This window comes from Chitinimonas sp. (assembly GCF_036568685.1).
Lineage (GTDB): Bacteria > Pseudomonadota > Gammaproteobacteria > Burkholderiales > Chitinimonadaceae > Chitinimonas.
The window spans coordinates 20,971-46,588 of sequence record NZ_DATCSC010000019.1 but is presented as its reverse complement, the minus strand read 5'-3'; the positions used below and the strand labels follow the sequence as shown (position 1 = coordinate 46,588).

25 protein-coding genes are annotated in these 25,618 nt (G+C 62.2%); 18 read left to right on the top strand and 7 right to left on the bottom strand.

The window, feature by feature from the left end; genetic code table 11:
• Positions 1 to 4: 4 nt before the first annotated feature.
• From VIM95_RS03365 to VIM95_RS03310, 12 genes are all read left to right on the top strand, one after another.
• The gene (locus VIM95_RS03365; protein ID WP_331983003.1) at positions 5 to 2,251 is read left to right on the top strand and encodes a hypothetical protein; all 2,247 of its coding nucleotides are present in this window, start codon (positions 5 to 7) and stop codon (positions 2,249 to 2,251) included.
• Positions 2,248 to 2,502, top strand: coding sequence for a hypothetical protein (locus tag VIM95_RS03360; protein ID WP_331983001.1), 255 nt, complete (start codon positions 2,248 to 2,250; stop codon positions 2,500 to 2,502). Before VIM95_RS03365 ends, VIM95_RS03360 begins: the two co-directional genes overlap by 4 nt.
• A 107-nt stretch (positions 2,503 to 2,609) precedes the next feature.
• Positions 2,610 to 3,485: a hypothetical protein gene (locus tag VIM95_RS03355; protein ID WP_331982999.1), complete on the top strand. Its 876-nt coding sequence runs from the start codon at positions 2,610 to 2,612 to the stop codon at positions 3,483 to 3,485.
• A 25-nt stretch (positions 3,486 to 3,510) separates the two neighbouring features.
• Complete coding sequence (locus VIM95_RS03350) at positions 3,511 to 4,503, top strand: N4-gp56 family major capsid protein (RefSeq protein ID WP_331982997.1); 993 nt, start codon at positions 3,511 to 3,513, stop codon at positions 4,501 to 4,503.
• A 73-nt stretch (positions 4,504 to 4,576) separates the two neighbouring features.
• Positions 4,577 to 5,068 carry a hypothetical protein gene (locus VIM95_RS03345; RefSeq protein WP_331982995.1) on the top strand — a complete coding sequence of 164 codons (492 nt, stop codon included), beginning with the start codon at positions 4,577 to 4,579 and terminating at the stop codon, positions 5,066 to 5,068.
• 72 nt (positions 5,069 to 5,140) lie between these two features.
• Positions 5,141 to 5,521: a hypothetical protein gene (locus VIM95_RS03340; RefSeq protein ID WP_331982993.1), complete on the top strand. Its 381-nt coding sequence runs from the start codon at positions 5,141 to 5,143 to the stop codon at positions 5,519 to 5,521.
• Positions 5,522 to 5,552: 31 nt separating this feature from the next.
• The gene (locus VIM95_RS03335; RefSeq protein WP_331982991.1) at positions 5,553 to 6,248 is read left to right on the top strand and encodes a hypothetical protein; all 696 of its coding nucleotides are present in this window, start codon (positions 5,553 to 5,555) and stop codon (positions 6,246 to 6,248) included.
• Complete coding sequence (locus tag VIM95_RS03330; protein ID WP_331982989.1) at positions 6,245 to 8,026, top strand: hypothetical protein; 1,782 nt, start codon at positions 6,245 to 6,247, stop codon at positions 8,024 to 8,026. Before VIM95_RS03335 ends, VIM95_RS03330 begins: the two co-directional genes overlap by 4 nt.
• The gene (locus tag VIM95_RS03325; protein ID WP_331982987.1) at positions 8,019 to 8,594 is read left to right on the top strand and encodes a hypothetical protein; all 576 of its coding nucleotides are present in this window, start codon (positions 8,019 to 8,021) and stop codon (positions 8,592 to 8,594) included. Before VIM95_RS03330 ends, VIM95_RS03325 begins: the two co-directional genes overlap by 8 nt.
• Positions 8,591 to 14,755 carry a JAB domain-containing protein gene (locus VIM95_RS03320; RefSeq protein WP_331982985.1) on the top strand — a complete coding sequence of 2,055 codons (6,165 nt, stop codon included), beginning with the start codon at positions 8,591 to 8,593 and terminating at the stop codon, positions 14,753 to 14,755. The genes VIM95_RS03325 and VIM95_RS03320 overlap by 4 nt, the downstream gene beginning before the upstream one ends.
• A complete protein-coding gene (locus VIM95_RS03315; RefSeq protein WP_331982983.1) occupies positions 14,755 to 15,279 on the top strand; it encodes an SMI1/KNR4 family protein in 525 nt (174 codons plus the stop codon). Before VIM95_RS03320 ends, VIM95_RS03315 begins: the two co-directional genes overlap by 1 nt.
• Positions 15,280 to 15,575: 296 nt before the next feature.
• Positions 15,576 to 15,953 carry a hypothetical protein gene (locus VIM95_RS03310; RefSeq protein WP_331982981.1) on the top strand — a complete coding sequence of 126 codons (378 nt, stop codon included), beginning with the start codon at positions 15,576 to 15,578 and terminating at the stop codon, positions 15,951 to 15,953.
• Here the strand turns inward: VIM95_RS03310 and VIM95_RS03305 are convergent.
• The 6 genes from VIM95_RS03305 to VIM95_RS03280 all read right to left on the bottom strand — a co-directional run bounded on the left by VIM95_RS03305 (position 15,950) and on the right by VIM95_RS03280 (position 21,352).
• A complete protein-coding gene (locus VIM95_RS03305; protein ID WP_331982979.1) occupies positions 15,950 to 16,342 on the bottom strand; it encodes a hypothetical protein in 393 nt (130 codons plus the stop codon). The genes VIM95_RS03310 and VIM95_RS03305 overlap by 4 nt on opposite strands.
• 40 nt (positions 16,343 to 16,382) lie before the next feature.
• Positions 16,383 to 17,261 (bottom strand): endonuclease, encoded by an 879-nt coding sequence (locus tag VIM95_RS03300; RefSeq protein WP_331982977.1) that lies wholly within the window; start codon positions 17,259 to 17,261, stop codon positions 16,383 to 16,385.
• 62 nt (positions 17,262 to 17,323) lie between these two features.
• The gene (locus VIM95_RS03295; RefSeq protein ID WP_331982974.1) at positions 17,324 to 18,646 is read right to left on the bottom strand and encodes an AMP-binding protein; all 1,323 of its coding nucleotides are present in this window, start codon (positions 18,644 to 18,646) and stop codon (positions 17,324 to 17,326) included.
• Positions 18,647 to 18,805: 159 nt separating this feature from the next.
• On the bottom strand, positions 18,806 to 20,011 hold the full coding sequence (locus tag VIM95_RS03290) for an MBOAT family O-acyltransferase (protein WP_331982972.1): 1,206 nt from the start codon (positions 20,009 to 20,011) through the stop codon (positions 18,806 to 18,808).
• Entirely contained in the window at positions 20,008 to 21,102 is a 1,095-nt protein-coding gene (locus VIM95_RS03285) for a hypothetical protein (RefSeq protein ID WP_331982970.1), read from the bottom strand. The genes VIM95_RS03290 and VIM95_RS03285 overlap by 4 nt, the downstream gene beginning before the upstream one ends.
• Before the next feature lie 4 nt (positions 21,103 to 21,106).
• Positions 21,107 to 21,352 carry an acyl carrier protein gene (locus tag VIM95_RS03280; RefSeq protein WP_331982968.1) on the bottom strand — a complete coding sequence of 82 codons (246 nt, stop codon included), beginning with the start codon at positions 21,350 to 21,352 and terminating at the stop codon, positions 21,107 to 21,109.
• A gap of 264 nt (positions 21,353 to 21,616) precedes the next feature.
• Between VIM95_RS03280 and VIM95_RS03275 the strand changes: the two genes are divergently transcribed.
• The 6 genes from VIM95_RS03275 (at position 21,617) to VIM95_RS03250 (ending at position 25,362) form a co-directional block, all read left to right on the top strand.
• Complete coding sequence (locus tag VIM95_RS03275; RefSeq protein ID WP_331982966.1) at positions 21,617 to 22,192, top strand: YceI family protein; 576 nt, start codon at positions 21,617 to 21,619, stop codon at positions 22,190 to 22,192.
• 70 nt (positions 22,193 to 22,262) lie between these two features.
• Positions 22,263 to 22,676, top strand: a complete 414-nt coding sequence (locus VIM95_RS03270; RefSeq protein ID WP_331982964.1) for a VOC family protein — start codon at positions 22,263 to 22,265, stop codon at positions 22,674 to 22,676.
• Positions 22,677 to 22,904: 228 nt separating this feature from the next.
• Positions 22,905 to 23,693: an alpha/beta hydrolase gene (locus VIM95_RS03265; protein ID WP_331982962.1), complete on the top strand. Its 789-nt coding sequence runs from the start codon at positions 22,905 to 22,907 to the stop codon at positions 23,691 to 23,693.
• Positions 23,690 to 24,124 (top strand): GNAT family N-acetyltransferase, encoded by a 435-nt coding sequence (locus VIM95_RS03260; protein WP_331982960.1) that lies wholly within the window; start codon positions 23,690 to 23,692, stop codon positions 24,122 to 24,124. Before VIM95_RS03265 ends, VIM95_RS03260 begins: the two co-directional genes overlap by 4 nt.
• The gene (locus VIM95_RS03255) at positions 24,121 to 24,648 is read left to right on the top strand and encodes a DinB family protein (protein ID WP_331982958.1); all 528 of its coding nucleotides are present in this window, start codon (positions 24,121 to 24,123) and stop codon (positions 24,646 to 24,648) included. Before VIM95_RS03260 ends, VIM95_RS03255 begins: the two co-directional genes overlap by 4 nt.
• Positions 24,649 to 24,744: 96 nt before the next feature.
• On the top strand, positions 24,745 to 25,362 hold the full coding sequence (locus VIM95_RS03250) for a DUF4253 domain-containing protein (RefSeq protein WP_331982956.1): 618 nt from the start codon (positions 24,745 to 24,747) through the stop codon (positions 25,360 to 25,362).
• Here VIM95_RS03250 and VIM95_RS03245 read toward each other — a convergent pair whose 3' ends face one another.
• On the bottom strand, positions 25,363 to 25,611 hold the full coding sequence (locus tag VIM95_RS03245) for a hypothetical protein (protein ID WP_331982954.1): 249 nt from the start codon (positions 25,609 to 25,611) through the stop codon (positions 25,363 to 25,365).
• Positions 25,612 to 25,618 lie beyond the last annotated feature (7 nt).

The following is a 25,618-nucleotide window of genomic DNA, read 5'->3' as shown; positions in this document are numbered from 1 at the left end:
CTTGATGTCCCAGCGCATCCCCCTGGGCGAACCCGCCTGGGCTGGTGGGCCCATGCCGGACCATGCCGGTTTTGAGGTTATAGGGACCGAAGCAATGCTGGCCGAGGCCGAGGCCGAGGCGGCCCGCCTCACCCGCCTGGACGTACTGGGTCAGCAACTACAGGCCCGCGTGGACAAACGCGTGGCCAACAAGCGACCACTGGAGCAGCGCTGGCTGGACGATCTGCGCCAGTACAACAACCGTTACGACGAGCAGACCCTGCGCAATATCCGCGCTGCCGGCGGTAGCGAGGTGTTTGTCGGTATCACCCGTGGCAAGGTTGCAAGCTTCGAGGCACGTATGGATGACCTCCTGATGCCTACTGCAGACGAGGACAACTACGGCCTGCAGCCATCCCCCATCCCCACCTTGGCCGAGTTCGCCAACAAGAACGATGTACTGCAGGTGGGTGGCCAGCCGGTGACAGACCATGACGGCCAGCCGCTGAGCCAGGGCGACGCATTCCAACGCATCATGGCGGACGCCAAGCAGAAGTCCGAGGCGATGGAGCGCACCATCCGCGACCAACTGACCGAGACGCGCTACGCCGAGGAGTGCCGCCAGGCGCGCCGTTATATGGCGCGTTTGGGTACTGCCATCATCCGCGCGGTCGAGGTGGTCAACCTGACCGAAAAGGTCTGGAACGACCTGGGCGATGGCGTGCAGGACCTGGTGGTCAGCCGCAAGCAGGTGCCGGCAGCCTATGCAGTTGATCCTTTCGACTTCTTCCCGGATGAATCGGCCTTGCGTATCGAAGATGCCGAGGACGTGTTCGAGCGCGCCTACCTGACGCGCAAGCAGCTCAGGGAGATGGCGAAGGCCGTGCCGGATATCATGCGGCCGCAGATCCGTCGTGTGCTGACCGAGACCCCGTCGCCCAGCGTGCACGCGGACCATCTCTCCCAGTTGCGCCAGATCAACGGCGATACGGCGGCCACCGTGAGTAACGACAATCGCTATACCCTTTGGCGTTATAGCGGCCCCATACGTTGGGATGATCTGGCTGCCTGCGGGTGTGGTCTGGAAGGGGAGGAGACGGACCCGCTCGAAGAAACCAGCGCCACCGTCTGGTTTATCGACGGCGTGGTGATCAAGGCCGCGCTGAACCACGATGAGAAGGCCCGGTTGCCGTATTCGGTCGCGGTGTTCGAACCCGACCCCACTAGCTTGTTCGGTTTTGGCATCCCCTACCTCTGCCGCGATTCGCAGCGGCTGGTGAATGCCACCTGGCGCATGATGGTGGACAACGCCGGCCTGAGCGTGGCGGGACAGATCATCTACAACCCGCATATCGTCGAGCCGGTCTATGGCGGCCCCAATATCGAACCGCGCAAGCTGTGGCGCCTGCTGGACGATCGCGTCGATATCCAGCAGGCCTTCCGGGTGGTGGAGATCCCAATCCGCATCGACCAGCTGGAGCGCTTGCACGCCATGGCCATGCGCCAGGTGGACGAGGAGACGCAGATCCCCCTGATTGCCCAGGGTGAGCAGGCGCCGCATATCACCAAGACGGCGGCCGGCATGTCGCTCCTGATGGATAGTGCCAACAGCATTCTGCGCCGCGCGGTACGAGCCTGGGATGACCAGATCACCACCCCGACCATTGCTCGTTTTATCGACTGGAACATGGCCTACAACCCTGACCCGGCCATCAAGGGCGATCATCAGATCCGCGCCCGCGGCACCGCGGCCCTGCTGGAGAAAGAGCAGGCCATGCAGCGCATGATGCAGGCCATCCAGATCGGTGCCAGCAATCCCGAGTTCGCCGGCCGCACCCACTGGGGCGATCTCTATCGCGAACTCTACCGGGTGGCCCGTCTGCCGCTCACCCTGATCAAGGATGAGGCGAGCTACCAGCAGGAAATGCAGCAGCGTGCCCAGCAACAGGCGCAGGCCCAGCAGGGTCCGCAAGCGCAGCCGCAACCCTCACCGGACAAGCAGGCTGAGCTGCAGCTCAAGGGGCAGATCGCCCAGGGCGCGCAGCAACTGGCCCAGCAGAAACTGGCTTTGCAGGCCTCCGGCCAGCAGCTCGAAGCCGCGTTGGCCCGCGAGCGTCTACAGGCCGACCTGCAGCGCGCCGCCAGCCAGGAGCGCACCACGCTCAGCGGCCACCAGGCAGACCTGGCGCAAACCCGCCTGCAGGAGGATGCCGCTAACCAGCGCTTCAATGCCGAGGCCCAGCTGGCCATGTTGCGGGGGCACGGCATATGAAGCCCTTGAGCCCTGACAGTCCAAACCAGGCAGACCCGCAGCGTGCCCTGGCCCGCCTTGATCGGGGTAGCCGCGAGCTCCTGGTCACCGTGCTGGACAGCTGGATAGAAGACGAGCGCGATGCGCTTGAGGCCGCCACCGAGCTGGAAGCCTTGCACCGTTGTGCCGGCAGTATCGCCGCCTTGCGCAAGCTGCGTAAGCGGCTCCTGCCGACTGCCGCCACCGGGGGCGGACTGTCCCCACCGTATTGATCTTGTCGTACCCCGCCCGAAAACCCGCCCGCGCTTGCCGGCGGGTTTTCTTTTTTCACCGCCCGCCAGGGCCGTAACCCGGCTGCCATGGCCGCCAGGAGAGAAGCATGAATCACGAGAACGATCACGCAGCGCAGCAGTACGAAGCAGCACGCCAGGAATTTGCCCAGGAGTTTTTCGGGGAAGGGGCCGCCGATACGCCGCCTGCTTCCGCAGAGCCGGTCGCCCCGGCCGTCGGATCTCCCTCGCAGGTGTCGGCAGAGGTTGCCTCGAGTGCCGCTGTTGATCCGCTGGCCGACGCCCCTTCCTATGTAAGGGACATGGCCGCAAGGTTGGAAACGCAGGGGGCCACCATCGAACGCCTGACCGCGCAGATCCGCTCTGCCGGTGGGCGGCAAGGCGCGCTCGCCGCTCGCTTGAAGGAGTTGCAGGGCCTGTTCAGCCGGCCCGCCAGCTTGGCACCGCAGGACCAGGCAGATTTCGAACAACTCCGGGCCGACTACCCGGAGGTGGCCGATGCCATGGACCGCCGTACCCAGGCACTCCACAACGCCATGGCCGAGCGCACCGCACGACTGGTGCATGAGATCAGCGAGCCCGCCGCCGACGAGGCACGCGAGGCGGCGCTCCTGCAGGGCTATCACGCACTCGATACGGCCGAACAGTTCGCCGACGTGCGTGACTGGCAGCAGGTAGTCCGCCATAGCGACTTCGTACCTTGGCTGCGTAGCCAGCCGGAAGCGGTGCAAAGCCTCGCCAATTCGCACGATCCGGTCGACGCCGCCTACCTGTTCCGTAACTTCAAGTCCGCCATCGGCACCTCCGAGGCCAACCCCGCCCGCCAGTTGCAGCAACGTCGCCAGCAGGTGTTGGGCAATGCGGCTGCCCCCCTGGGCCGCGGTGCCGGCCGGCAAAGCCAACCCGACGAGTCTGACGACGCGCACTGGCGTGCCTACTACGCCAAGCAGTTTGGGCTCCGATAATTTTTGATACTGAAAGGACTGCCTAATGGCACAAACCACCTATAGCGCCATCGGTACCCGCGCCTCCGCCTATGCCGACATGAAGGCCCTGGCCCACCAGATGCCCATCGAGGTCATGGCCCAGTTCATGATGGCCAAGCAGGTACCACGCAATACCACCAATACCATCAAGATGCGCCGTGCCAACCCGCTGCTGCCGCTCTCCGCGCCGGCCGTGGAGGGCGTCTCGCCCATCCCCCAGGCCATCAGCTACACCGAGATCTCCGCCCAGCTGCAGCAGTGGGTATCGGTGGTGAAGATCACTGACCAGGTGGCTGACCTGGCCGAAGATCCGGTCCTGTCCGATGCCTCGCAGCTGATCGGCGAGCAGTTCGGCGAGACCTTCGAGAAGATCCGCTGGGGTGTGGCCCGTGGTGGCGCCAGCGTTTACTACGCCAATGGTACAGCCCGAAATGCGATCAATACCCGCATCACCCTGGGCAAGCAACGCGCCGTGGTTCGCTTCCTGCAGTCCATGCGCGCCGGCACCCTGCGTGAAATCCTGGCGCCTTCGGACAAGATCAGCACCCGTCCGATCGAGGCCTGCTTCGTGGCCCTGGCCCATACCGACGTGGCCGCCGATATCCGCGACCTGCCGGGCTTTATCCCGGTGGCGCAGTACGGCAGCCGCAAGCCCACCTGCCCAGAGGAGATCGGCTCGGTCGAGAACGTAGCCTACGTCTGCTCACCACTGTTCGACGCCTTCCTCTCCGCCGGTTCCAGCACCCTCAACGGCATGAAGGCGACCACCGGCGCGGTGGACGTCTACCCGGTGGTCTACCTAGGCAAGGAGGCACTCTTCACCACCGTGCTGCGCGGTGACTCGGGCTACAACATCCGCGTGCTCAATCCCGGCGATATCGACAAGAGCGACCCGGCCGGCCAGGTCGGCTTTGTCTCGGCCAAGGGCTACTTCGCTGCCGGCCGCGCCAACGAGTTGTGGATGTGCCGGCTGGAAGTCGGCGTGACCGATCTGTAAGGCATACACCCGCCTGATCCGCTGAACCGGGCTGGCCGGCTATGCCGGCTGGCCGCTATCCAAGGAAGACCTCATGAGCGTTCGTGATTCACACATGGCCTACGAGCAGCTGCTCGCTGGCAATATCAATACCACCAAGGCCGGCCTCGCCATCAACGCCGCCTCGGCCGCCACCCTCAAGACCGCCACCGCGCTGTCCTATACCGTCGGAGGCATCTTCTACAGCAAGGCTGCCCTGGCCGCCCAGGCCCTGGTCTCGCCACCGGAGAAGCCGGCCTACGTGGTGCAGCCGGTCAACAGCACCGCCTACTACGTGGTCTCGCTCGACGCTGCCGGTAATGTCTACACCACCCAGGGTGACTGGCTAGGCCGCCTGATCCCGCAGACCGTGGCGGTGGGCGACGGCAACATACCCGAGGTACCGGCTAGCCGAACACCGGTCGGCTATGTGAAGGTGGTCACCAACGGTGCCACCACCTTCACCCCCGGTACTACCGCGCTCGATGCGGCCGGGCTGACGGTGACCTTTGCCGACACCATGGTGAACCCCGGCGGACAACCTTGACAGGTTGTGGTGCCTAGCTAACCCCAGCCTTCGGGCTGGGGTTTTTCATTTCTACGAGAGGGAGCCTTCCAAATGAGCAATATCCGTAACAAGACCGCCACCGAGCTGGTACAGGAAGAAGACTTCAACGCCGAGAGTGCCCATACCCTGGTGCTCAAGGCACCGCGCGTGCTGGCCCGTATCTTCCGCCCGCACGGCGAGAAGCGCAGCCACTTTCAGGGCGCCATCAACGGCGTGCCGTTTTCCTACCAGTACGACACCAGCGTCTCCATGCCGCGCCCGGTCTACGAGCATATCGTCACCACTACCGAGATGGTGGCCGAGCAGGGTGTGAATGAAGACGGCGCCAATTACCTGATCCCGCGCGAGCGCCAGAGCGTCGCCATCCAGTTCCTGGGCGACGACCCGGACGCAGGCCGTAATGCGCAGGCTGCCCAGGCGGTACTCGGCTGAGTACCGACCATTTGTTTGAAAAGGAGCGAGCATGACCTTTCTGGAGCTCTGTCAGCGCTTCTGGCAAGAGGCCGGTCTCAGTGGTCCGGGACCTCAGTCGGTCAGCAATGCGCGGGGGATGGAAGGCAAGGCGGTGCGCTGGGTGCAGACTGCCTGGCTGGATATCCAGGCCAGCCGGCGTGGCTGGCGCTTTCTGCGCCGTTGGGTGACCGTACCGCTGCAGCCTGGCCAGCGCGACTATGCCGTCATGCAAACCAGTGGCCCAGTGGTTGCGCCAGGCTTTGCACCGGACTGGCGCCTGCCGGTAGAGGAGCCTGGCGCGGCCAACCTGATCGATGCCAACGGCACCGTGTACCCGCTGGTATGGCTGGATTGGCCCAGCTTCCGTTCCCGCTACCAGGGCGTAGCCCCGTCGACGGGCCAGCCAGACACGCTCACTCAGCCTACGGCCAATATCCTGCGGTTGAATGTGCTGCCCGAGCAGGCCTGCAGCCTGCAACTTGAGTACATCTCTAAACCTCAAGTTCTATTGAATAATCTGGACGTACCGCAGATCGCGGAACATTTACAGCCGGTGATCATCTGGAAGGCCTTGCAACTCTATTGCGGTAACGACAGTGCCACCGAGCTGTTCCAGCTCTCGGCCTTGCAGCTCAAGTCTGCCATGTCGGCGTTGCTGCTGGAGGAGTTGGCGCCGCCAAGCCTGACGGGGAGGGCGCTGGGATGAGCCAGAACCTGACCAGTATTGCGCTGGGTGGTGGCCTCAACCTCGCAGCCGCCCCGTTATTCGTCAAGCCGGGTGAGGCCTTGTTCATGCAGAACTATGTCTGCGACCTGAGCGGGGGCTATCGGCGTATCAAGGGTTATGAGCGTTACGACGGCCGTACTTCGCCCTCCACCTTCACTGATGACGCCGCGCGCGAAGCACAACGGGCGCTGATCCAGCCGGTACCGGGTAGCGGCCCCGTGCGCGGCGTGGCCATGCTCAAGGGCGAGGTCTATGCCTGGCGCGACAATGCGGGCGGCACCGCCTGCCTACTCTACAAGGCGGGCAGCAGCGGTTGGACGGCGGTACCGCTGGGGCAATACCTGCCCTTCGATAGTGGCAACCACGTGCTCCCGATCGCCGAAGGCGACATCATCAGCAACGGCAGCGGCGCCACGGCCCGGGTACTCCGCGTGGTGATCTCGGCCGGTTCTTTCGCGGGCGCACCGAGCGCTTCGGGCCGGCTGGTAGTAGATAGCATGGTAGGCAGCTGGGCCTCGGGCAACAACATCCAGGTCGGTGGCGTGAACAAGGCCAGGGCGACCGGGGCCGTGGCCAACCAGGTGTTGCTGCCTGGTGGCAGCTACCGCTGTCAGGTACACAACTTCTATGGTTCAGCCGACAAGCTGCGGCTGTACGGTGTAGACGGCAAGAACCCGGCTTTCGAATTCGACGGTACCCTGTTCACCCAGCTCAAGACCGCCATGCCCAATGACACGCCCGGCGTGCTGTGCGTGCACCAGAACTACCTGTTCCTGGCCTTTCCCGGCGGTTCACTCCAGAACAGTGGCGTGGGCGAGCCTGGCAGTTTCTCGCCGCGGCTGGGCGCGAGCGAGATCGGTACCGGCGACACCATCACCAACCTCGTCAGCACCCGCGACGTCCTGGCGACCTACTGCGCCGGTTCCATACACCTGCTCTACGGTGCGATGCCCTCCCAGTGGCAGCTCAAGAGCTTCAGCCGCCAGGGCGGTGCCAAGGCGCGCACGGCTGTGGACGTGGGGGGCGAAGTACTGGCCTACGACGATCCAGGCCTCTCCTTCCTGCAGGCAGTACAGGCCTACGGCGACTTTGCCGCCAGCAATGCCAGCGAGAAGGTGGCGCCGCTCATCAAGGCGGTCGATGCCCGCTTCGCGCTGATGGCGCGCCGCAGCGGCTGCTACTACCTCTTCCTGGGCGATAGATCGGCCATCGTACCGACCTTGCTGGGCAACCGGGTACTGGGCTACGGCCGCTGCCTCTATGCCCACAACTTTGTTTGCGGCGTAGTGGACAAAGACGCGGCCGGCAACGAACGCCTGTTCGTCGGCAGCGATGCCGGCATGGTGTACGAGCTGGAGCGCGGCACCTCTTTCGACGGTACGGCCATGGAGTTCATCCTGCGCCTACCCTACGCCGCCCCCGGCGGCACCGCCCAACGCAAGCGCTTCCACCGCCTGCAACTGGAAATGGCCACCGTCAGCCCCTTCAGCCTGCTGCTGCAGCCCGACTACGACTACGGCACGCAGAGAGTCGACACCTACACCGTCGACAACCCCGGCGCCGGTGGTTTCTGGGACGTCGCCAACTGGGACGAATTCACCTGGGACGAGGGCATCGTCAGCAAACCGACGATCTATCTAAGCGGCATAGGCAACAACGCCGGCTTCCTCATCTACGGAAAATCCACCACCACCGACACCTTCACCATCGTCGCCGCACATGTGTTTTACACCCCAAGAGGACAAGACCGTGGCTAATCGCTTTTTCACCAATGCACTCAACCTGCTAGCCGGCCAAAAAGCCCGGGCAGCCGACGTCGAAGGTGACTTCGATGCGGTGAGCGTGGGTTTTGACAAGGTACAGACCGAGCTTGATGCCCTGATGATAGTTGATAGCACCAAGGCGCCTAAAGAGAGCCCCACGTTTGTGGGCCAGGTGACGGTGCCTACCGTGACAGTGATAGGTGGTGGCCAGTTGGCTATCAATCAGGACGCTATGCTTGCGGCTACTGGGCTTATCGGCACACAGGGAGATCTGCTGGACTTGATGGTGATGGATAGTGGAGTCGCAATGGCCAACACGCGCGAGCTGCTGCGCGGATCCGGCGCCGTCATCCGTACGTTGCCATTCGGCGCTGCCGTCGGGGCAACCTGGGGCTACAAAGATGATGGTCAGGACTTTTCGAGCAATAAGCTGACCGTAATCCCACCCGTAGGGCATCGCATCGAATGGGCGGCTGTTGACGAACCGGTGGAGAGCACAACGCGCGGTGAAGCCGGCGTGCTGAAGCAAACTCAGCCAGGAATATGGAGATTCATCGCATGACGGCTAATACTTCACAGTTCAAGAGCAGTCAGGCATCCTTTATTGGCGAGACCATTTTTGCTCCCGAGTCTGGTTCTTGCATTTATGATCCAGAGAGCAACCGGTTCTGGCTTCGTTCGGGCACGGTAGCGCTCTCTTCGCTTTACCCGCGTGCAGCTGGCAAGGATCACCTGATGGTCCACGGGATTGCACAGATTACGCTGCCGGCCAGTGTCGGTGTTACTGGCTTTGCTCACAACGGAGCGGGTACGGCGATCGCATGTTATGGAGATAGCATCAATGTGCTACGAACCAGCGACTACGGTGCTAGTTGGAATTTGGTGGCGCACGGTATCAGCGGCACGCCAGTCACCGACGTCTGCTGGAACGGTGTCCGGTTTATCGCAGTCGGGAATGTAACCGGCAATTACAACCTAGGATGGTCTACAACCGGTGCGGCAGGCAGTTGGACCTCGTTAGGGGGGCCAAGCTTAACCAGTGCTACTGCCGACACGGCACGCATTCAGTGGAATGGCAGCATAGCGCTCGGCGTCGTAAGCGGCGATACGAAGGCGTTCACGACGGCGGACGGTACGGTGCCGGTATCGCGCGTACTCCCTCAGGTAGTGACTAACCCGCGCATCGAGGTGTTGCCTTCGCTGGTTGCAGGGCAGTGGTACGTCGCCGGTTCGACGACAGCCGCCGTACAGTCGACCGCAGCGGATGGCTCGGCCTGGGCTACCCCTGTCTATGGCACCAAGGAGGAAGCGCTCAAAGCGCTGGGCAATCTCTCGGACGCCGAGCTGGAGAAGCGCGCCAGCTACATGATCGACGACAGGCGACAGATCGGCTACTACGGAGGAGAGGGCTACGAGCCGGAATTCTCCAAGGAGTCATATGGTACCCGCGACGAGTTCCTGAGGCGTGCCGGCCTGACCGGCTTGGCCGGCAATACCACGATTGCCTTTAACGGCGCCTCTGCTGGCAATGGCAATACCTACGGCGGACTTGGCGCCAGCGCCACCAATATCGCAAAGACCGGCGAGGATAAGGGCAAAGGCTGGACCGACGAGCAGGATGCGGCTGTTGCCTCGACCCAGCCGGTATTCCGTAACGGCTTGCTGGATGAGGACGTCAAGGAGGCCCTGTACAGCGGAGGCCAGTCGGCTGTTGTTCAGGCACCCGGAATTGTGATGGCTGCACTGGCACGCAATCCTGGTATTGCCATGGCCTATGGCGCAATGAGCGCAGCCGGCCCGAAGTATTCCGAAACACGTGAGGCGGGCTATGACGTTCCGTCCGCCGTGTTGGCCGCGGCGGAGCATGGTGGTACGGAATACATCACGGAAAAGCTCCCAATGGAGCACTTGTTTGCTGCCTACACCAGGGGTGGCGGTAGCCTGGCCCGTCTCGCATCCGCGCTCAAGGCCGCCGGTGCAGAGGTCCCCAATGAGTTACTGGCTACCACCTTGCAGAATGCGACTGACCAACGGTATGGATTGGGAACAGCGGCTGATGCCCGGGGGAATGATGTGCAACGCCGAGCCGGGGACTGGGCTCAATACCTGGAGAGCCTGCCCAAGGAATTGAGGGATACGGCTCTGTCGACAATGGCCATGACAGGCGTTATGTCCGGTCCTGCGCTGATCCACAATACTGCCAAACTCGGCAAATGGCTGATGCCTGGCGACGCGTCGAGCCTGGGGCATGGTCCCAACCATGTGGAAGATGCCGCACAGACCGCTGGCCAGCAGGAGGGGCAGCTCAAGACGGATGATGTGCAGATTCCGAGCCGGATCGGGGCTGCGGCGGATGGTGATGCTCATGCGGGTCTGGTCGGCCACTTGCTGGAATCCCTCGTCCAAAATGGGAGCGATGAGATCCAAGCGACGACTGCGGCCTCTGCAGGTCCGGTGCCGTCGCGCGATAGTTTGGCACCTGCGCTTGAGGGGCAACTGCTGACGGCTGACGAGGATGACCCTGTTGCACCGGCATGGCCACATCGTGCCACGGTCGGCAGCAAGGGTAATGCAGAGGTGGTGGAAGTTGTCCCGAGGAATGTCCGGCTTCAGTACCCGCCGCAGGACGCATTGACCGGCGATGCGAGCGGATTGAGTAAAACCGGGCAGTATGCGAATTTGGTGCCGACGCAGCGCGTGGTAGTGCCGGATGAGGTACTCAATACCGCCGACACAGGGATTCCGCGTGTTCTTATGGCCCTTGGCGTGGCCAGCCAGTCAGAGCGGGGTACGACGCATGACGCAGCTTCGGAAAAGGCATTTCGAGAGCCAAACCGAGAGAGGGGCATGTCGGTCAACGAGGTTACAGATGGCCTTGGCAGCCGATTGAGCAAGGTTGGCGACATCGTCAAAGTGGTTCAGTCAGAGCATGATCTGCCCGACGCTCTGCAAGCCCAGATCAAACCTGGCGGTAACGAAGGCATCTACTGGTCCGGTAATACGGGCAGGTTGGAGGACGCAAGGGTGTGGCTGGTTGCGGACCATTTGCCCAGCCTCAAGCGCGCCAACGAGGTGTTGTCGCATGAGCTGATTGGCCACTATGCTCAGGAGCGTTTGGTCGACGGGAAGGAGTTCACCCGCGCGCTCAATAGCATTGAGAAGATGGAGGCTGCGGGTAGCAAGCTCGTCAAGGAGCTCGCACTTCGCGTTGATAGCACGCAGCCCAAGCTGAGGCAGGAAGCGCCACGTACGCGTACCAAGGAGATCCTGGCACAGGCCGTTGAAACTGGGGCGTACAAAAAATCGCCTACATTGGCTCGGCTGGTTGCCGACATGTCCCGTGCAGTCAAGGCTGGGTTGCGTAAACTCGGCTTCAGGCATAGTTGGGTCAACGCCCTGACGGCGGAGGAAGTGTTCAGCTTGTTGCGTGAAGGTGAGCGCCGTCTTGAGATGGGGCAGCGGCCTAAACCGATGCGAGATGCCGCTGCGCCATCTCGCCCTGCCAACCGAACGGCATATAGTCGGCTGACGGGGTCTGAGAAGGGGGCATTGACCCCGTCAGAGGTTGATGCTGAAATTAACACGGCGCTGTACCGCAAGCGCGAAGAGGAGATAGATCAAGATGAGGCTCGCTTCTTATCCGATGCACCTGAGGGAAACCGTTACCCCCGTTCAACCCGGCTACTTAAAAGAATACGCAAAGCGTCCGACGCAGCCGCCGCAGAGCTTGGCGGAGACGCAACAAAACCACGAAGCCATGTTGGCGCTCTTGGTGCCTTCCGAAAATACGCAATCCGAGGCGAAATAGTCGAGGGAGATGCCTTCAATCCCGGCGGGCTATTGCTGGTGAAGGTGTATGGCGATAAACAGTATGAACGCGGCCTCACTGATGAGGCCGCGCTTACGTTTACGGTCAATAAGACTGGTGAGTTGATCGTCAATGGCCCCTCTCCATCCGGTCGTACTTTCGTTGCGTTCAACAAGCTGGGGTGGGCGGCCTATGCGCGGGGGGGCGATGGGTCTGTAGAACCTGGCTGGTCAACGCTGACCGATCCGGATCGCCCGGGTGAGCCACTGCCCGTTGCTCAGCTGCTCCCCTTGCTCGCCGATGTCCATGCTCGCGTTCGAGCTTGGCGCGCTGATGATCACGTCGGGCTGCATTGGAGCCGCTCGACTGGCGCTACCGGCGGATTTGATGACGTCAGTGGTGAATCGCACGGCCGTAATACAGCTGTTTACTTCAGTCGGCAAGCACTACACGAAGCGCCGGAGGGGGAGCGGAAGTCAGCGAGTCCTGAGCCAGATCCGCCCAGGGAGTCGAGCAAGCGGGAAGAAGTAAGCTATCTCTACCGGCAAGTCAAAACTCGGCCAGGCACCACAGTCCGCCAGCGTGAAACTGGTCGCGCAGCCCTCGCTGACTTGCAATCACTGAAGGGCAATGCTGGGGAGAGAGGTGTCTCTAGGCGGTCGCCAGTAACGCGTACTTTGGCCGAGGGGCTTGAACGCGGTTTTGTAGAAGCGGGGGGGAATGAGCTAAACGGACAGCAGATCCGCACCCCAGGCGACTTGGCTGCCCTGGCGCAGGTCATGCGTGATCCACGTTTTGAGACCTTGCGCGTGTTTTTTACGGATAGCCGTGGCCGGATAGTGGGGTCTATGGTCCTCACTTCCAGATTGCCTGGGGTCGTTTTCCCCGCCGCAAACTATGTGCAACAGATTGCCAAGCACAAGGCTGAGTTCGGTGCGAGTGGCTATTGGTTGCTGCATAACCATCCAAACGGCCGGGCCGCGCCGTCAACCGAGGATGTCGCCCATACCCGGAAGCTGGCGCGTGCCGTTTCCGGCTTACATGGGCACGTCATCATCGACCACAATGAGTACGCACAGATACTGCCGGGGCGGGATGGCGGTTGGGAGCAGGCCGTCATTGATGCGCCTGAGCTGGCCGCGGTCGATTTTTACGGGCAGCCACACCTGCCGCACCCGATGCTGGGTAGGCAGGCGAACCAGCCACGCATCTTGGCGGATATCGCCAAACAGCTGCAGATCAGGAATGGTTACCTCGTACTGATTGGCACCGACTATAGCGGTCGGGTGCGTATGGCGACTGAGGTTGCTATTGGCATATTGCGAGGTGAGCGGGGAAGACGGTCGCAACTGCTCGTCATGGCGGAAATACGCAGGTTGACGCGTGATAACGGTGCTGGCGGCTACCTGTTCGCTGTCGTTCCTGGTGACCCTATGCACCCGGACTACGCTGAGCAGCGCAATGATGGCGTGCTGCACGACGTAGTGGGAAGCGGCGGTGCGTCGGCTCTTGCGCAGCATGCCATGGCCGAATCGCGCTATGCCGAGACCCGCGCCGACCGGAGGGGCAAACAGGCCAAGTTTTATCGCTGGGAGAGAACCGAGGAGCGGGAGCGGACGGTGCTTGATACGCCGGCCTTCCAGCAATGGTTTGCTGGCTCCGTGGCCACGGAGAACGGCCGGGTAGGTGGCGAGCCCAAACCCTACTTTCATGCCTTCGGCGATGGTCCTGAATCCATTGGTAAGCTGGGACCTATCTGGGTGTCGGAAGATTCGGGTCACGGAAATGGAGGACGATCAACAGCTACTTTCGCTACCGCGACCTCTGTGGTTTATCTGCGTGTTGCCAGGCCCTTTGAGCTTGGCAGTCTGCCAGGCGTTAGCATGGCCGACGTGCTGGACAAGGCAATCCGGCAGGCGACGGCGTTTGGGTACGACTTCGATGCTCAGGCTGTAGCCACCCTACGTAAGCAGATAAAGGCGCAGTGGGAGCAGGCTGGCCGGCTCGACGCGCCCTTGTGGGTCAACGGCAGTTGGATGGGAGGAAATGCCACTACCGAGGTGCTACGCAGCTATCTGAGAGCACTGGGCTTTGATGCCTTGCGTTATCACCATCACAGCGTGGAAACCTTTGGGGTGTTTTCACCCTATGACGTTAGTTCTGCCCCACAGAGTGAGGTGGGCACCGTTGTTGTGTCTGATCCGATACGACACCAGCCCCCGAGTCCTATCGCGGCAGACCCGCCACCAGACCCCACCGACATCAGTCCCCGAGAAACCGCCCGCCAGGGCGGTTTTTCTTTGCCCATTACTTGCGAGAAGCGAGGGGACGGTACGCTGAAGATCATCGGCAGCGAGGAGGCGATACACGATTTCCTGAAGCGTTGGAAGCTGGGGGCGCTGCGGCAGATGCCAACTAACGGTGGCGTCATCATTGCCAGGACCGATGCGCCGCAGGTGGAGGAAGCATTTGCTTGGACCGAAGCGGAAGTGGGCTTGCGTCCTGATCACCCTATCTTGATGGGCCCTCAGTTGGAGAACAGCGGTGTCGTCAAGATCCGGGCACTCAAGAATGCAACGCCGGAGCAGATTAGGCAGGTCATGGCATTTGTTGCAGCGTGCAACGATGCCTTGTTGGCAGGCGCGCTGTCGCCGACAGGTCGTGTTTCTACGCTGGGTAAATTGCGCCGCGCTGCGTCCTGGAAGGCTTTCAAGGAGCGCATGGCAGCCAAGCTTGCCGGTAGACCGTATACTGGCGTAGTTGGGCATGTACCTGATACCACTTGGATGGGCATAGCTCAACCGTATTCCTGGATGGACCTGGATTCTCGGGTCAATAGCAGTATAGGCGCCCAAGTGAGGCGATACGCGATAGGCTACAAGCCAACAATGTTTGTATTTGATGGAGGAACGTAATGAATTGGCCCCAAGAGATCGTCAAGATGGTGCTGGTAAAGCAGGCACTGGCGGAAGCGGACGTCGAAGAAATGTATCCTCACCATCTGCCCAAGGTTGCGGCCACCCCGGCGCAATTGGCAAAGGCGGAAGCCCAATTGGGTTTTCAGCTGGACCCGCAGTACGCAGATTTCCTGCGGCATGCCGACGGGTGGGAGGGCTTTACGCAGACGGTGGATCTGTTCGGGACTGCGGAGCTGATCGGCAATGAGAAGATGGAGCAGGCGTTGCAGACTTTCGACGAGTTGGATGACTTCGCCTTTTCTGCTGCCGGCATTTCTCGTGATGATGTCTACCCCATCGCGGCAACGGTTGTGGATATGGATATCTTCCTGCTGGGTAAACCCGGCACGCCGATTGCCGGTCAGGTGCTGTGGTTTGCTGGTGCGGAGATTGAGCGTTACGAGAACTTCGACGAGTACTTTCTGGCGACGGTCGATTACGTTCGGGACGATCTGGCCACGCTGCAGGAAGAGCAAGCCTGAGCTGTTTGATGCATGGTGCCGCGTACTTGCAATAGGAAACCGCCCTTTGGGGCGGTTTTTCTTTGCCTGGTGCAAGGTGCTTGAGTATCGGCTTGGTCGATGCGGTATTTGTCTGAAGCTGGCTTGAATACGAATGGCTTTACGTGGCTGTTGGTCTGATACGACGCCCGTTAAAGCGAGAGCCGGTGGCGATGGTGCCGCCGGCTTTTTTATGCCGGTCGCATCCGGTTGATGCCAGGAGGAAGACCTCCTTGCCTGGTAGTGAGGGGAGAAAGATGGCCGGTTTGGTGAATGACATGCTGGATACGCGCAAGCGTGAGGACAATCGCTATGGGATACCGCCGGATGAGGTTCTGGCGAGCCTGCCCTGGGGTGACCTGCTGACACTACGTAAACGCTTTGATGGCGACAAGGCGGCGCAGAACAGGTTGGCGCCCTACGAGCATCGGGCCTTTGCACGGGAACTGGTGGAGGAGCAGCCGGTAACTGGCACCATCGGTCAAGGTGTGCTGATTCCGTTCTATACCTTGTCCAAGCTGCTGGGCTTGGAAAAGAGCCGCTCGGATCCTTCCTGGGAAGAGATCCGGCAAGGCTTTGCCGGGATAGGCGACGGCTGGGCGCGCACGACGACAGGCACCATCAGGGATTTGCCCGACGAAGTGCCTCCACGCTAGTGTTGTCGCCGCAAGGCTTGCTGTACGGCATGGGCGAGCTCTGTAAGGCTGCCGCGCCATAGCCACAGGCAACCGCAGAGCAGATAGAGGCAGAGTGAAGTGGGCCATTGTGCCTCCCTTAACGTGGGGTGGCCTTCCAGGGTATGGTAGACCCAATAGATGCCATCGACGGCCCACCAGGTGTAAAGCAGGGCGGCTGGCCAATGCCGCCAATCACGCGTGAGCAACACACGTACCGCCCAGGGTGCGGTCAGGAAGGTGAAGCCGGCCATCAGCAGGCTGACGCCGACGTCCCAATCGCTCAATTGGTAATGGCCGGCGCCCCACAGCAGCCAAAGCAAGCCAAGGCTGAAGGTGGCAAGCTTCCAAGGGCGGCAGAATTCGCGCATGGTTGTTGTTGACGGCAGGGTGGATATCACCGGTATAGCGTTAGCGGCACTGCGCCGCTAGCTTGGTGGGGCTCTCGACGTAGGGGTTGCCTTCCCCTTGCAGGGAGCGGATGCGGCGATTGCGTTCCTGTTCCCAGCCGTCGATCGGGTATTGCTTGCTCCAGGCGCACATCAATTGGCGGTCCTGCTTGCTGATGGCCAGCGCATAACGTTCGTGCATGTAGAAGTAGATGCGGGCAATGCGGCCGCGTACTTCCGGCCGAGGCTGGGCGCGCTTGAGTTTGAAATCGACCACGGTCTGGCAGCTGCCATAGATTGGCTCTGGGGTGCTCTCCCAGGCACTGTAGGGGAAGTTGCTGCGATCGCCATTGACCTCGCCGACGGACGGCACCAGATTGTTGAGGTCGCCCTCGGCGACCTGGTAGACCGGGTCCTTGTCGGCGCATTGCTCACGCCCACCCTGCTGCCAGCATTGTCGTTGGTGGCCGATCACCCAGGCAGGCACGACGTGTTCCCATTCGATGCGGCTGGCACGCTGGGCGTTCTTGCGGGGGGTATAGCCGCAGGATGCCAGATCCACATCCTTACCGCTGTAGTCGCAGCCGCAATAGAACTCCTCCTGCAGTTTGCCGGTGTAGATGCCGGGTAGCACGCGCTTGGCATCGTTGAAGTTACGGTGGCCGACCGCCTGCTTGCCCTGCACCAGCGGACGCTGGCCAGCCGTGCTGTCGTTGGTCTCTGTCGGTGCTTCAACTTTGCGATGCGAGGGCTTCTTCTCGCTGTCGGGCGCGATAAGTTTCTCCCCCAGCTTGGCCAATTCCTTCACGCCTTTGCTGTGCGCGAGGCGCTTCAGGTCGCGGGCATCTTGGTCGGAACAGGCAGTGAGCAGCAGGGAAAGCAACAGCAGGTAGGTACGCATGATGGAGCGGGGAAACGGCAGCCCCGCTTTTTACCAGTGTCTGCCCCAAAAGGAAATCTGGCTCAGGGAGGAACTGGCCAAAGTTGCTCAAGCTCGCCGGTCTGGGCAAGCAAGCGTAGGGCGACGGCGTCGGTCTTCTGGTTGTCGGTGTAGCGCCACTGCTGAGTGAGGTAGATGGTCTGCGGTAGCAGGGGGCGGGGCAGCCGTGTTCGTAGCAGGCTCAGCAACCCTGCCAGGTCCGGTTGCTGGCCAAAGCGGACGACGACTCGGACCTGTTCCGTGGGCTCGGTGGCTTCCAACCAGACCAGGGCGTTGAGTGCTCCGGCGGCCAGCAATGCCTGCTCCACCTCCAGGAGGCTTAGGCGCTCACCACCTATCTTCACCACTTGATCGTGCCGCCCCAATACTTCCAGGCCGTCGGGGCCGATCCGTCCCTGATCGCCGCTGGCTATCCATTCGGGGAAGGGCCGTAGCTGCCCGTCGGTATCCAATACGCCAAGCGCCGTGGAGCTGCCGCGGAACAGGATGGGACCGCCACCCGGCTCGTCCACGCGCAAGGCGATGTCGCCGATGGGGTGCCCCACCCAGCCGCTTGCTTCGTTTGCCCCCAGCACCTGCCGGCAGCAAAGCCGGGGCATGGCCTCGGCGCAGCCGTAGTTGTTATAAAAGCGCGCTCGGGGGAAGAGCTGGCGGAGTTGGTCGAACTGAGCGGCTGGGAAGGGGGCGCCGGCGAAGTTCACTACGGAGACCGATGGCAACGGTGCCAGCTGGGCAAGCCTTGTAGCCAGGGCTCGCACTTGGTGGTTGACGAGGCAGAGCATGCCGATCTGCTGTTCGCGCAAGGTGGCGAGACAAGGGGCCAGGTCGGCAAAGGAGCCGGGCAACACCAGCTGGCGTCGGTATAGCACCGCCCAGAGCAATTGATTGACGCAGGCGAAGGAGTAGGCCAGCGGCAAGAGCGCGGCCGTGCTGGCAACGGGCTCGAGCTGCTGGGCAGCATGGATGGCGCGGATGCCGGCAGCCAGCCGCGCCGCGCTGGTGACAATGGCTTTCGGCTCACCGGTCGAACCGCTGGTCAGCAGGCCGAGATAGAGCTGCCCAGCCGCCTCGGCCGGCTCGGCAGGCCAGTCTATGCCGGCACCGCGATAGAGGCCGAAGCGCGGGTAGCGTTCGTGAAGGGCGGAGAGGCGAGCAGGGGAGGGAGAACCAGGGAGCAGCAGGGGCAGCAGACCCTGCGCCAGGGCCTGGAGCAGGGCAAGGACGCTGGTGACCTGGTTGCTCAGTGGCCATAAGACGATGCCCCGCGCGGGGCCCGGGAAGGGGAGTGCGGTATGGCGCTGATCGGCATTCTCTTGAGAGACAAGCTGCAGCCCCCTGCCTGCCAAAGCTTCGCCAACGGCCGCTGGCAGGTCTACGACTTGGTTTGGCTCAGTAACCCTGGTAGACAAAGCGGCTGACCTCCCCTTGGCTGATCACCAGCATCACGATGCCCAGCAGCATCAGCAGGATGCGCAACCAGCGTGGTAGACGAGGTGGTGTGTTATTCATGCCGGGATGCCCAGGCTCACGATGCGCAGGTACAAGCCTGGGGCATGGAGCCAGCTTTCAGGATAGACCGTCAGCGCGTAGCCCAGGCTGACATAGACCCAGGTTGCCAAGGTGCCGGCGATGCGCCAGCCGGTGGTGGCGCGCAGTTGCCGCAAGCGGGGGCGGGCCTGTGCCCATTGCTGCCAGCGGCTGAGTACCACCAAGCCTAGGCCATGGTGCAGACCCCAAAGCAGCCAGCCTGCATTGCCGCTATGCCAGAGACCGATGGATAGCATGGTCAACAATAAGGCCCAGGTCGGGTGCCGCCAGCGCCCGAGCGTGGGAAGGTAGACATAGTCGCGTGCGAAGCTGGAGAGGCTGATATGCCAGGTGCGCCAGAACTCGGCCAGATTGGGCTTGAGCAAGGGCGCCCGGAAATTCTCCATCAGGCGGATGCCGAACAGCCGGGCCGTTCCGATGGCCATGTCGGTATAACCGGAGAAGTCGAGATAGGTTTGCAAAAAGCGCATGCCGCAGCCGAATAGCAGCAGATACCAGGGCAGCGCGAGCGCCTGTTGTTGGTTCAAAGCATTGGGGGACAGGGCGACGCCATGCAAAAGCACGTCGGCCAGTAGCAGCTTCTTGAAGCAACCGAGCAGGATGCGCTCCAGGCCGTAGGAGAGCTCTGCCCAGGACCAGCTCACGTCTTCGAACTGGCTGGCCAGATTGCCGTAGCGCTCGATCGGGCCGGCGGCATACATGGGAAAGAAGCAGATATAGGCGAGGTAGTCGCGCCAAGCGGCATCGGCGAATTTGCCTCGTTGTGATTCGATCAGAAAGTGGACGTGCTTGAAGCTGTAGTAGCTGATGCCTAGCGGAATAGCCCAGCTGGCGGCGGATGCACTCGGCAAGGTCGGCAGGAGATATTTGAAGCCGGTTAGCGGGAGCAGGGCGACAAGGATGCCTGCCCACATGCCAAGGCGGCTGGGGCTGCGACGTAAACGCCCGGCCCAGACAAAGACGATGGCAGCCAGTGCCAGCATACCCGACACATAGGCCAGCCCTAGCTGGGGGCTGGCACTGGTGGCTGCCAACCACAGCAGCCAGGCCAGGCTGGTGCTGCCCAACCATAGGCTGCGTGTCTGCCCGCTACCGCAGCACCACCAGTACACCAACCATGCCAGCAGCAGGAAGGGCGCATAGCCGGCAGCCTGGTAGATCAATCCGCACCCCTTTCGGCCCGTAGCTTGCGCAGCCAGGTTGCGACCTCATTGGACCAGCGCTGTCGGCCTGCTGCGTCGGTGTGCAGCCTGTCGGTGAATTCGGTATCGCTCAGCTTGACCCGAGGGTTGAGATCGACGTAGCGGTAGCCCTGGGTCAGGGCGGACTGGCGTTGCATTTCCAGGTAGCTGCGCCACCAGGGGGCATAGAGGGTGGTGGTGTCGCCCACTGCATGGGGCGATTCCAGCACCGTCAGGCGAGCGCCAGCGTCGCGGCAACGGGCGGCAATCTGTTGTAGCAACACCGGAAATTCATGCATATGACCGACCGCATATTGTTGCAGCGCATGGGACAGGCGTTGGGTTTGGGTGGCTTGCCGAGCTGTGCGGCCGGCGGCGCTTACGTCCTCGTAGTAGTAGCGCTGGGGCTGTATGCCTGGCGCGCCATACAGATACCGCCGCATAGCGACCGGCCAGGCACGGCGCAGCAGGCGCAGGACAAGTTTGCGGGTGCCCTTGTAGCGCAACGCCGCGCGTTGCTTGGGCTCGGTCCAGGCACTCGGCTTGCTGACCGACGCGGGCAGGCTATCGGCAAAAGGCAGCGGGTCGACCAGGAAGTCTCCGTTGCTCAGACGGGCGGTGTAATCCGCCTGGCTGAGCAGGGAGGGGCCGACAAAGAACAATACCTGTTGGCCGCGGTGCAAGGGTGCTTGTGTCAGCAGGAACAGACTTTCCAGAGGGTTCTGGCCGCTGCTGCTCAGGTCGACGATGCTCGCGCCGCCTGCCATGGCACCCAATTGCTCGGGCGGTAGGAGCGATTCCTGCGCGGCGGAACTGCCCAGTATCAGGATGTCGGCCTGCTCACGTTCCTGGCTGCGTGCCCTGGCCAACGTGATTGGCGCCGCGTCGGTCGGGTCGAGCAGATAGTACTGCATGGGTGCCAGCCGCTCGGGCTCGAACCAGAGCCAGCCCTGGCTCAGTGGCCAAACCAGCGCTATGCCCAGCAGAACGGTCCAGCAGATGATTTGCTGCCAGGCCGAACGGTTGAGCGGGATGACTTCCTCGCTACTGCTTGGGGCGATAGCCGCGGCCATGGCCTCAGCCGCTGCGACGGCCGATATAGGCCAGGATGCGCTCGATCGAGTCCCAGTGCTCCAGCGTGAGCTCCTCGGCCGCGACTTTGAAGCCGCACTGCTGCTCCACGAAGGTGACCAATTGCAGCAGATTGAGCGAATCGATGATGCCGCTGCTGAACAGCGGGGTATCGACCGCCAGCTCCCCTGGCGCGAGATAGGCCAGGGTTTCGATCTGCCGGCAGAGGGTAGAACTCAATTGAGGAGGCATGCGGTAACGCTCCAAGGAAGAACAGGGACCTGGCGTGAAGCCAGGTCACAATGCTCCTTTATAAGCGATATGGCACGCGAACTTCCAAGACTATTGCTACCTGCCTTGGTAAGCCGAAAGGCAGGTAATGCGAGTCAGTTGCGTGTCTTGGTTAGACTCCACCCGTTACCGTGGACCAGCTCGACGACCACCAGTATGGTTTGCGGGATTGATGACCAAATTCGCGGGACCAAAGATTGCTACACACGACAACGGAGAGAGACGATGAAGACCAGCCTTACCCCACTGGCGCTGACCTTGGCACTCGCAACCGCCCATGCGGCGCCGGTCGTCTATGAGATCGACCCAGCCCATACCTATCCCAGCTTTGAGGCGGACCATATGGGTGTCTCGGTCTGGCGCGGCAAGTTCAATAGCAGCAAGGGCAAGGTGGTGCTGGACAAGGCGGCCGGCAGTGGTACGGTGGATATCCAGATTGACCCGGCCAGCGTGGACTTTGGCCATGAGCAGATGAACAAGGTGGCAAAGGAGGCGGAACTGCTGGATGTGGCGCGCTTTCCGACCGCGCGCTACCAGGGCAAGTTGGCGGGCTTTGTTGCGGGCGCACCAACACGGGTGGAAGGGGAGCTGACGCTTCACGGCATGACCCGGCCGGTGAACCTGACCATTGCCAGCTTCAAATGTGTGCCGCACCCCATGCTCAAGCGTGAGCTATGCGGTGCGGATGCGACGGCGACCTTTCAGCGTGACGAGTTCGGCATTGAAGCCGGCAAGCCCTATGGTTTCAAGATGGATGTGAATCTGCGTATTCAGGTCGAGGCGGTACAGGCCGCCTCCTGAAGTCGCTGTCTGGCCGCCATGCACTATGTTGGCCAGGCAGTTTCATTCCTATCCCCAAGGAGGAGTTGTCATGATCCAGCCGTACCTGTTCTACAGTGGCCGTTGTGAGGAGGCCATCGAGTTCTACCGCAAGGCACTGGGCGCCGAGGTGCTGATGATGATGCGTATGAAGGAAAGCCCGGACGGCATTCCGCCCCATATACCGGCAGGCAGCGAAAACAAGATCATGCATGCCAGCCTGCAGATCGGCGGCGGCGTGCTGATGCTGTCGGACGGCATGTGTAGCGGCGAGCCCAAATTCGAGGGCTTCTCGCTGTCGATCTCCCCCGCCACGGTTGCCGAGGCGGAGCGCCGCTTTGCGGCTCTGTCTGAGGGTGGCAAGGTGACCATGCCGCTGGACAAGACCTTTTGGTCGCCCTGTTTTGGCATGTTGACCGACCGCTTTGGCGTGAACTGGATGGTCAACGTTGTGCAGCCGGCCTGATCGTAGCCGGCTTGTTTGATCTTGGCGCCTGTTCAGGATATTTGAGCGGGCGCCTACGCCTGTCCTGCCGGCTTGCCCTGGCAGGGGGAGCTTGCCCATACTTTGCTGCAGGAAACTGTCTGCAGAATGATCATGGCCAACTTGTTCCCTTCTGCCCTACACCGCAGCTTGTTGGCGGCCTGTGGCCTTGCCTCGCTTTGCTGCACCCTTGTCCTGGCTGAGCCTAGAATGCCGCCGCCCGCTCCGGCGCGCGCCGAGATCTGGGGGACCGAGCAGTTCATCCTGCCCTCCCGGGCGCTGGGCCGCGATATGCTGATCCAGGTGGCGCGAGCCGCAGCGCCAGACGCGCGCAAAGTACCGGTGGTCTATCTGCTGGATGGCAATCTGATGTTCGGCATTGCCGCGGATACCGCCCTGATGACCTCATTTACCAGCGATGCCGGGCCGGCCTATATCGTCGGCGTGGGCTACCCATCCCAACTGGCCAAGGATTGGTTGGTCAGGCGCAGCATGGATCTGGTGCATGCGGTGACCACCCACCCGGAGGCCGGTGGTATGCCGACCGGTGGCGGGGCGCTATTCGAGCGCTTTCTGCGTGAGGAGCTGCTGCCGGCGATCGAGGCGCGCTACCCGGTTGATCCGGCTAACAGCACGCTGTTCGGGCATGACTATGGCGGATTGTTCGCCGCCCACGTGCTGCTCAATGCGCCGGGGAGCTTTCGAAACTATGTGATCGGTAGTCCGGGGCTCTGGGCCGAGCCGGCCCTGCTGGAACAGGCGGCGCGTTTCCGGGGCAATGGCCGCACTGGCGTTTTCCTGGCGGTGGGGGGCAGCGAGGATGCCGATATGCAGAAGAGCACCAAGTCCCTTCTCTTGGCTTTGACGCGCAAGGACGCCGGCCTGAAAGTGGAATCGTTGATCATCAAGGGCGAGGGGCACACCACCATGTTGCCGAGCTTTATCAGCCGGGGGCTGCGCTGGGCGGTACCGGTGGAGCCAAACAAGGGAGCACCATGAGTGTATTGCGTACCGCCGTAGCGGCCGATATCCCGGGTATCTTCGATGTGCGCTATGCGGTGACCGAGAACACCTTGCAGCGTGGCCGGATCAGCGATGAGGAGGTGCTGGAGTCGATTACCACGACGGGCCGGGGCTGGGTGGTGGAGCAGGCCGGGCATGTTGTCGGCTTTGCCATAGGCAACGCGCAGACCGGCAATATCTTTGCGCTGTTTGTGCACCCCGATCACGCAGGGGTGGGTCATGGCCGCCGCCTGCACGACGCCATGGTCGACTGGCTGTGGGAACAAGGCCTGGAGCGCCTGTGGCTCTCTACTGGTGAGGGTACCCGTGCGCAGGGTTTCTACCAGGCCGCTGGCTGGCAGGCCTGTGGTCATACCGAGCAGGGTGAAGTGCGTTTTGAACGCTATAAGCAAAAAGGTGAAGCATGAGGAAAGAAGAAGGACTGGTGGTACTCAACCCGGTGACCTTGCAGGCGCTGGCGGCCTTCCCTGCTCAATTGGAGGCCCATTTCTCCGCTATTCCCAACGACTACCGGAACTGGGCGCCGGGTAGCTGGGAGGGTGTGCCTAGCGAACCCTTTACCGCTATCGAGCAGATCTGCCATGTGCGGGATATTGAAATCGAGGGCTACCAAGTCCGCTTTGCCCGCACCCTGGCCGAGGCCCAGCCTTGGTTGCCTTCCATCGACAGCCTAGTGGTCACGCGCGAGCGGGACTACGCCAGCGAGGACCCTGCTCAGGTCTTTGCCGATTTCCGCCTGGCACGCGAGCGGACCTTGGCTTTGTTGCATGAGCTGACTGTGGCCGATTGCGAGCGGCTGGCCGAGTTTGAAGGTTATGGGCCATTGACCCTGCGCAGCCTGGTGCACTTCCTGTGCAGCCATGACCAGCAGCACCTTTCCGGTTTGCAATGGCTGCTGGGCAAGATCGAGGCTTTGCCGGCCAGCCGGTGACCTGTGGGTATCCCTTACTTCACTTAGGGGATGCATGAGACCGGCAAATGCGGCAAGCTGCTGCGCCCGCGCTTTCCAACTTCGCTACGGATGACCTTGTTCAAGCTGCTGCAGCAGACCCGTGATGCCTTGCGCCGTACCCGCCTTGCCGTGGTACGAGACGAGCAACGTCTGCGGGCTGGAGCCCAGTTGCTGGCGGCGGTCAGTGGTGGCGTGGTGCGGCCATATGCTACCCGTGATTATGGACGGGGGCGGTACGAGGGGGCGTGCTCGGTTTTGCTGCCGCCGGAGCGCCTGATGGCCGCGCTGCGTGCCATGCGGGTAAGGCTGCCGGATGGCTTGCTGGCCTTTGTGGGTACCAGCCATAGCCTGGCCCGGCCTGCGCCGGAGGGCGTGGAGCTGGTCGTGGCGGCGGCGGATGAGCAGTTCGACATTCTGCGCATTGCCGCCACGGTTGCCGCCCGACCCTTGCGCACGACCGAGCAGTTGATCGCCCAGCTGCGGGTCTGGGATGCCGCCTACGGCATCGATATCTGGCAGGCCGAGACCGATACGGTGCAATTGCAGCTGCGGACTTTGCCACGCAATCTGGCGGGATTCGCGCAAGAGGTGCGTATGGTATGCCCGGCTACGGTGGAGCAGGGCACCGGCTCGGTGGCTGCCTTGGCCGCCGCCATCCGCCAGACGCGTGCGCTCAATCTTTGGTGGCGCTGACTAACGATTGGGCCGCCGAAGGGGCATAGGCTCGCCCTTGAGCTTGAGCACGACCAATAGCGCGGCACACACGGCCGTAAGGTAGATCAGATAGGCAGTCTTGGCGCTTACCGGTGGGAATAGCCAGGCGCCGACGATGAGCAACGCCAAGAAGATGACCAGGGTGAGCGTGCCCTGCCAGGTGTTGGGTGCGCCCCAGCCCCAGCCGAAACGCTTGGCGGGGAACCAGTATTGCGGCGTGGACGACATAGCGTGC

Bases quoted from the DNA above. Each gene is read 5' to 3' on its own strand.
- VIM95_RS03365 (WP_331983003.1), top strand. From the start codon at position 5: ATGTCCCAGCGCATCCCCCTGGGCGAACCCGCCTGGGCTGGTGGGCCC.
- VIM95_RS03310 (WP_331982981.1), top strand. From the start codon at position 15,576: ATGCTGGATACGCGCAAGCGTGAGGACAATCGCTATGGGATACCGCCG.
- VIM95_RS03345 (WP_331982995.1), top strand. From the start codon at position 4,577: ATGAGCGTTCGTGATTCACACATGGCCTACGAGCAGCTGCTCGCTGGC.
- VIM95_RS03285 (WP_331982970.1), bottom strand. From the start codon at position 21,102: ATGGCCGCGGCTATCGCCCCAAGCAGTAGCGAGGAAGTCATCCCGCTC.
- VIM95_RS03305 (WP_331982979.1), bottom strand. From the start codon at position 16,342: ATGCGCGAATTCTGCCGCCCTTGGAAGCTTGCCACCTTCAGCCTTGGC.
- VIM95_RS03280 (WP_331982968.1), bottom strand. From the start codon at position 21,352: ATGCCTCCTCAATTGAGTTCTACCCTCTGCCGGCAGATCGAAACCCTG.
- VIM95_RS03320 (WP_331982985.1), top strand. From the start codon at position 8,591: ATGACGGCTAATACTTCACAGTTCAAGAGCAGTCAGGCATCCTTTATT.
- VIM95_RS03330 (WP_331982989.1), top strand. From the start codon at position 6,245: ATGAGCCAGAACCTGACCAGTATTGCGCTGGGTGGTGGCCTCAACCTC.
- VIM95_RS03315 (WP_331982983.1), top strand. From the start codon at position 14,755: ATGAATTGGCCCCAAGAGATCGTCAAGATGGTGCTGGTAAAGCAGGCA.
- VIM95_RS03335 (WP_331982991.1), top strand. From the start codon at position 5,553: ATGACCTTTCTGGAGCTCTGTCAGCGCTTCTGGCAAGAGGCCGGTCTC.
- VIM95_RS03260 (WP_331982960.1), top strand. From the start codon at position 23,690: ATGAGTGTATTGCGTACCGCCGTAGCGGCCGATATCCCGGGTATCTTC.
- VIM95_RS03340 (WP_331982993.1), top strand. From the start codon at position 5,141: ATGAGCAATATCCGTAACAAGACCGCCACCGAGCTGGTACAGGAAGAA.
- VIM95_RS03300 (WP_331982977.1), bottom strand. From the start codon at position 17,261: ATGCGTACCTACCTGCTGTTGCTTTCCCTGCTGCTCACTGCCTGTTCC.
- VIM95_RS03245 (WP_331982954.1), bottom strand. From the start codon at position 25,611: ATGTCGTCCACGCCGCAATACTGGTTCCCCGCCAAGCGTTTCGGCTGG.
- VIM95_RS03270 (WP_331982964.1), top strand. From the start codon at position 22,263: ATGATCCAGCCGTACCTGTTCTACAGTGGCCGTTGTGAGGAGGCCATC.
- VIM95_RS03350 (WP_331982997.1), top strand. From the start codon at position 3,511: ATGGCACAAACCACCTATAGCGCCATCGGTACCCGCGCCTCCGCCTAT.
- VIM95_RS03355 (WP_331982999.1), top strand. From the start codon at position 2,610: ATGAATCACGAGAACGATCACGCAGCGCAGCAGTACGAAGCAGCACGC.
- VIM95_RS03255 (WP_331982958.1), top strand. From the start codon at position 24,121: ATGAGGAAAGAAGAAGGACTGGTGGTACTCAACCCGGTGACCTTGCAG.
- VIM95_RS03265 (WP_331982962.1), top strand. From the start codon at position 22,905: ATGCCGCCGCCCGCTCCGGCGCGCGCCGAGATCTGGGGGACCGAGCAG.
- VIM95_RS03275 (WP_331982966.1), top strand. From the start codon at position 21,617: ATGAAGACCAGCCTTACCCCACTGGCGCTGACCTTGGCACTCGCAACC.
- VIM95_RS03360 (WP_331983001.1), top strand. From the start codon at position 2,248: ATGAAGCCCTTGAGCCCTGACAGTCCAAACCAGGCAGACCCGCAGCGT.